Origin of the sequence: Arthrobacter sp. Hiyo1 (assembly GCF_001263615.2) — a bacterium.
GTDB lineage: Bacteria > Actinomycetota > Actinomycetes > Actinomycetales > Micrococcaceae > Arthrobacter.
The window spans coordinates 561,177-567,243 of the sequence record NZ_DF952468.1; the positions used below are offsets into that span (position 1 = coordinate 561,177).

General features: G+C 64.9%; 2 protein-coding genes and 2 pseudogenes. 3 read left to right on the plus strand and 1 reads right to left on the minus strand.

What is annotated here, in order from left to right:
- Together AHiyo1_RS02540 and AHiyo1_RS02545 are read left to right on the plus strand one after the other, a co-directional pair.
- On the plus strand, window positions 1-871 hold an 871-nt coding region (locus tag AHiyo1_RS02540), incomplete at its 5' end, for a RecB family exonuclease (protein WP_148667422.1).
- Window positions 868-4,375, plus strand: a pseudogene (locus AHiyo1_RS02545) (ATP-dependent helicase). The gene AHiyo1_RS02540 and the pseudogene AHiyo1_RS02545, both read left to right, overlap by 4 nt.
- Before the next feature lie 51 nt (window positions 4,376-4,426).
- Here the strand turns inward: AHiyo1_RS02545 and AHiyo1_RS02550 are convergent.
- Window positions 4,427-5,725, minus strand: a complete 1,299-nt coding sequence (locus AHiyo1_RS02550; protein WP_059387512.1) for a macrolide 2'-phosphotransferase — start codon at window positions 5,723-5,725, stop codon at window positions 4,427-4,429.
- Between the two features lie 143 nt (window positions 5,726-5,868).
- Between AHiyo1_RS02550 and AHiyo1_RS02555 the strand changes: the two are divergent.
- A pseudogene (locus tag AHiyo1_RS02555) lies at window positions 5,869-6,067 on the plus strand (NAD(+) diphosphatase); the annotation flags it as partial.

Sequence of the window (6,067 nt, forward strand, 5' to 3'; positions counted from 1 at the left end):
CCTGGTGGGGATTGCACCGCTCAGCAGCGACGCGCCGGTAGTGCCGGCGGAAGGCACCGTGTACGTTTCTCCTTCGAAGGTCGAAACTGTGCACAAATCGCCTTTGGACTGGTTTGTCCAAGCGGCAGGTGGCGAAGCCGCTACCGACTTTGCCCGTAGCCTGGGCACCTTGGTCCATGCGATTGCCCAGGAACTGCCCGAAGCTTCCGGCGCCGAGTATGTCGCGGAGCTCGTGCGTCGCTGGCCCACCCTGGGCATGAAGGACAACTGGGAAGGCAGGCTGGACTTCCAACGGGCAGAGCAGATGGTCCGGAAACTCGCCCAATACGTCCTTGTCATGCGGAGCGAGGGCCGCAGCCTGGCGGCGGTCGAAGCGGACTTCGAGGTTCCGCTGCCGGAAGTGCGCCTGGGCCACGGTGCCGAGGATCCCGATGCTGGCCGGAACGCTGTGCTTCGGGGACAAGTGGATCGTTTGGAAATAGATACGGAGGGCAGGCTGGTGATTGTCGACCTCAAGACCGGCAAACGCCAGCCTGGCAAAGCCGAACTCGCCACGCACCCCCAGCTCGGTGCGTATCAGGCGGCCGTGTTGCACGGGGCGTTCCAGGACCTCCCTGTTCCGGGGCTTCCGGGCGGTGCCGTCCTGGCACAGTTGGGAACCAAGACGAAGACGCCCGTGGTCCAAGCGCAAGAGCCCCTGGATCCGGGAGATAACTGGGCGCAGGACCTCGTCAGTGAGGCCGCCGTGCTCATGGCCGGAGCAAGCTTCGAAGCACGCCACGATCCCTCAAAAGGCAGCCACGGAGGCCACGGCTGCCGACTGCCCGATATTTGCCCATTGTGCGCCAGGGGAAAGCAGGTCACCGAATGACCGTCCAGACACTCGCCGGAATCGAAGCCGGAGAGGCCTCCGAAGAAGCCGCCGTACTGCCGGAACCTCGATTCTCGCCCGGCGAATTGACCGATATCCTCGGCGAGCGGAACCGTCCCACGGAAGAGCAATCCGCCATTATTGCGTCACCGTTGACCCCCCGGCTGGTCATCGCCGGCGCTGGATCCGGCAAGACCGCTACCATGGCGGACCGTGTCGTGTGGCTCGTCGCGAACGGGTGGGTTCGCCCCGAAGAGGTCCTTGGCGTCACCTTCACCCGTAAAGCCGCAGGGGAGCTGGCCAGCCGCATCCGCGCGAAATTGGCCACCCTGCAGCGCATCGCATCCTCGGACAACGGGGAGTACGGCTTCCCGGAGGGGGTTGCAGGCTCCGACGAGCTTGAACCCAAAGTGTCTACCTACCACTCCTACGCCAGCGGTATCGTGTCCGACTACGGCCTGCGCTTGGGTATCGAGCGCGATGTGGTCCTGCTTGGCGGCGCCCAGGCGTGGCAGCTTGCGAGCGAAGTGGTCGAAGCGTACGACGGCGACTATGAGCACTTCACCGCTGCCAAGTCCACGTTGGTCAATGCCGTGATGCAGTTGGCCGGCGAGTGCGCCGAACACTTGCGCGAACCCGCCGAAGTTCAGGGCTGGTTAATGGACCGGGTGTCCGAATTCGCCCAATTGCCCTATATGTCCGCCGCGAAAAAGAACCCAACCCAAGCTGCCGGCGATCTAGGCGCCATGTTGCGGACCAGGGCCAGCGTCGCGGACATGGTGGGGCGTTACCAAGAGGCCAAGAGGAACCGCGGCGTCCTCGATTTCGGAGACCTCGTTGCGCTCGCTGCGAAGATTGCCCAGGACATACCCCTGGCGGCCGCCACCGAGCGGGCCCGCTACAAGGTTGTGTTGTTGGATGAATTCCAGGACACCTCACACGCGCAACTTGTCTTGTTCTCCCGCCTGTTCGGGGGAGGGCATGCCGTGACGGCGGTAGGGGATCCCAACCAATCCATCTATGGCTTCAGGGGTGCTTCGGCCGGCCAGCTGTTCCACTTTGTCCAGGAATTTCCCGTCCGGGTGGAAGACGGCTTGGGACCGGCATCCCTTGCCAAGGCACCCACCTCGTATCTGACCACTGCCTGGCGGAACGGGCGCAACATCCTGGCCGCCGCCAACGTCATTGCCGCGCCTCTTAACAAGGCGGCCGCGAGTGAGGGAGCCCCCGGCTCGAGGGCCGAAGAGAGTACTGTGGCGGTACCTCCACTGCAGCCGAGCCCGGCAGCGGCGGACGGCAGCGTTGTTCTCGGACGATTTGCCACCGACGAAGACGAAGCCGCAGCGATTGCCCGGGACGTCCGCCGCTACCGCCGCACAGTCTTTGAAACCGCGGCAGACGGTACGCCGGTTTCCCCCACCATGCAGTGCTTTGCCGCCGTCGGGCACAGATGGAGTGCTTGCGGCGTGAATTCGAGGTCCAAGGTATCCCGTACGAAATAGTCGGCCTCGGAGGGCTCCTCGACACCCCTGAAGTAGTCGATCTCGTGGCTGCGCTCCGGGTCCTCGCAGATCCCGGCCGTTCCGATGCCCTGATGCGTTTGCTGGCAGGCGCCCGGTGGCGGATCGGAACTGCTGATCTGATGGCCTTCCGCGACTGGTCCCAGTTCCTTGCCAGGCGGCGATCACACGGCGGCTCGGGAGACGGCGGCACTGCAGACGATGCCTCCAACGCGGACGAAAGCCCGATGGAGACAGTCGTGGAGAGCGACATTACTGATGCGGCCAGCCTTGTGGAGGCGCTGGACTTCCTGCCCCGCCCAGGGTGGACTTCCGGTCACGGACGCTCCCTCAGCCCGGCGGCCTTGGACCGTCTTGGCCGGCTGTCTGCGGAGCTTCGGAACCTGCGGGGGTTCATCGGAGACGATCTGAGCACGCTGATCGGCGAGGTGGAACGTGCCATGCTGCTGGACATTGAGGTCGCTGCCAAGCCCGGACGAGCATCCACCAGGCCCGCCGCAACCTGGACGCATTCCATGATGCCGCGGCGGGTTTCCTGCAGACTTCGCAGCGGGTTGATCTCCTGGCCTTCCTGGGGTGGCTTGAAGCGGCCGCATCAGAAGAAGGTGGATTGGACATGGCCGACGCAGAGGTGAACCACGAGGCAGTGCAGTTGCTGACAGTCCACGCGTCCAAAGGCTTGGAATGGGACGTTGTCTTTGTCCCCGGCCTCAACGCCGGGGCCTTCCCGAGCAACAGGGACTCCCGGTGGAGCAGCGGTACCGCTGCCTTGCCATGGCCCCTGCGTGGCGACCGGGCGGACCTCCCTCAATGGGATCTGGACCAGCCGGACCAAAAGGGCTGGCTGGACGCCGAAAAGGACTTCAAATCGGAAGTCCAGCACCACGGTGAGGCCGAAGAGCGGCGACTCGCCTACGTTGCTATACCCGTGCAAAGTTCGTCCTGTGCGCATCGAGCGCCGCGTGGAATGGTTCCCGGGCAGGCATTGCGGAGACGTCACCTTTCCTTGCCGAGCTGGCCGGCCTTGCCGGTGGGGCAGGAGGCGAGACCGGCCGGGCAACGGCCGCTGCCATTCATCCCCAGTCCCTGAGCGAAGACGCGCTGCCCACGGAGAGCCCTTTGACAGTCGGAACGGAGGTGGCGGTCTTCCCCTACGATCCGCTCGAGGGCCCGAGTGACCCCGCACGGGGGAACGGCTCCGCTTGGTCCCGGGCCGGCGGGCTGCCATGGAGGCGGCGGCAATCCGCGTCAGGGACGCAGTCGAAGGATTACGGGCGGATTCGCCGCTTGTCATGGATGCCTCGCTGACGTCCCTCCGCGGGACGCAGCCGGCTGGGCTGCCGAAGCGGAACTGTTGCTGGAAAGGCAGTTACGGCGGAAACCCGTCCAAGACGTCCATTTGCCCGGACACATCTCGGCGTCCATGTTCGTCGATCTCGGAGACGATCCTGCTGCGGTCCTGGCCCAGCTCCGGCGCCCGGTGCCCCGGCAACCCGGGATCTCGGCGCGCAAAGGCACCGCCTTCCATTCCTGGGTGGAGGAATACTACGGAACCACCGGCATGCTGGATCTCGACGAAGCACCCGGCTCCGATTCCCACATCGACGAAGCGTATGGACTCGACGACATGGTGGCGACGTTCAGCAATTCAGAATGGGCACACCGGTCCCCGGCCTTCGTCGAGGTTCCCGTGGAAACAAGGATCGGTGACGTCGTGGTGCGCGGGCGGATTGACGCAGTGTTCCGCGGGGCGGACGGCACATGGGAACTGGTGGACTGGAAGACGGGCAAGCGCCCGGCCGGCAGGCAACTCAAGACCCGCGCCGTGCAACTGGCCGTCTACCGCCTGGCATGGGCGCGCCTCAAGGGTGTGCCGTTGGAGCAGGTCAGTGCAGCGTTTTACTACGTTGCCGACGACTCTGTCGTGAGGCCCCACGACCTGGGCACCGCCGAGGAACTGGAGAACATCGTGCTTCCGCGCTAGGCAACCGAACCCGCTAGGCAGCCGAAACCACGGCAGCTAGACCGGGATGGACTAACGGTCCTTGGCGTCCTGGAGTGGCGCGGGCTCCACTACCTGGAGGGCCGTCGTCGACGTGTCGTCGGATTCGGACGCCGTCTCCGTCGTCGAGGCGGTCCCGTTCGCTGATTCTCCCGCAGGCTCAGCGGCGGCTTCGTCTGAGGCGGCGGCCTCCAACGGTTCAACCGTGACCGACGGCGTTGCCGCGGCCGTCTCCGGGCGAACCTCGGGAACGTCGTCGTGAGCAGGCTCCGGGATGGCTGTGATACTTACCGTGGGCTTCGCCGGGCCGCCCGCCGGGGCCTTGGCTTCGGAACCAATGACAACTGCCGGTGCCGCCAGCCCGTCCGCAGCGGCACGCTCCGCAGCGGCGGCTTCGGCCTCCTCGGCCGCCAACGCGTTTTGCTCCTCGATGTCGTCGGCGAGGGATTTAAGCATCGCCTCGGCTTCAGCCGTCATCTCACTGTGACCGGCCGCCAAGGCCTTGACGAGATACTGGGCCAAGGCGAATTCGGCAAGAAGTGCCGAGCGTCGCAGCAGGTGGCTGTCAGGTGTATCCCGTCTGGCTTCCGTGTAGTGCCGGAGGACGGACTCAACAAACTTCTGTTCGTTTGACGCCACGAGCCAGGCGAAGTCATCGGCAGGATCGCCGATGCGCAGATCGGTCCACCCCGTCACGGCCGTCACGCTATCGCCGTCGACCAGCAGGTTGTCTTCATGGAGGTCCCCGTGGACCACGCACGGGTTGAAGCGCCAGAGCGCCACGTCCTCCAGCGCATGCTCCCAGCGACGGAGCAGCGAGGACGGAATCTTGCCCGTTGTGGCGGCCTGGTCCAGCTCGTTCAACTTGCGCTGGCGGAATTCGTTGGCCGTGTAGCTGGGAAGATCGGCGTTATTGACGAGGGATTGGGGGAGGTCGTGCACGGCGGCCAACGCCGCACCGATCTCCTTGGCCAAGGCATCGCTGCAGGTGGACAACTCTTCGATGCTGCGCGTGGCCCCAGCCAAGTGGGCGTAAACAAAGGTGCTCAGCGCGCCCTGGCGCACCGTTCCGGCCACAGTGGGCATCAAAAAGGGCAGCTCGGCCCGGATCGCCGGCGCGAAAGCCCGCAGGATCATGAATTCGGTTTCCAGCCGGGCGCTGGCTTCCGGATGGCGCGGCGAACGGACACGCCACCGTTTGCCCTCGGAGTCCAGCAGGAGCGCCGAATCGAAATCGGCAGCATCATCCGGGGCAGAGGCGGCAGCCATCGGCGTCAGGCCGGGCACCGCCGCAGTAGCTACAGCGGCCAGTTCGAACGGTGTTCTTCTCACGTCTTCCACGGTAGATTGACAAGCGCCTCTGGCAGCGATGCAGTGCGGCGAGTCTTCAGATCCGCTGGAAAACCGGAACCAGGGGCATGCGTCGCTGAAAGATCCAAATGTCAATTGTCGGTGCGAGTCAGTACGGTAGGTACATGAGTTTCACCGAGTTCCAGGCGCCGGCAAACCACCTTATTGACACTGTTCTTCCGGTGCGCCCTGCCATGGTTGACCGCGGATCTGCCGAACGCCTGAAACCGGGCATGCTTGACGAAGTGATCTCCTCGGGTTCGGCCAAGGCCATGGTGGTGTCGCAGCGCCAAGCGCTCGTACTGGGCGACAAGCTGTGGCTGG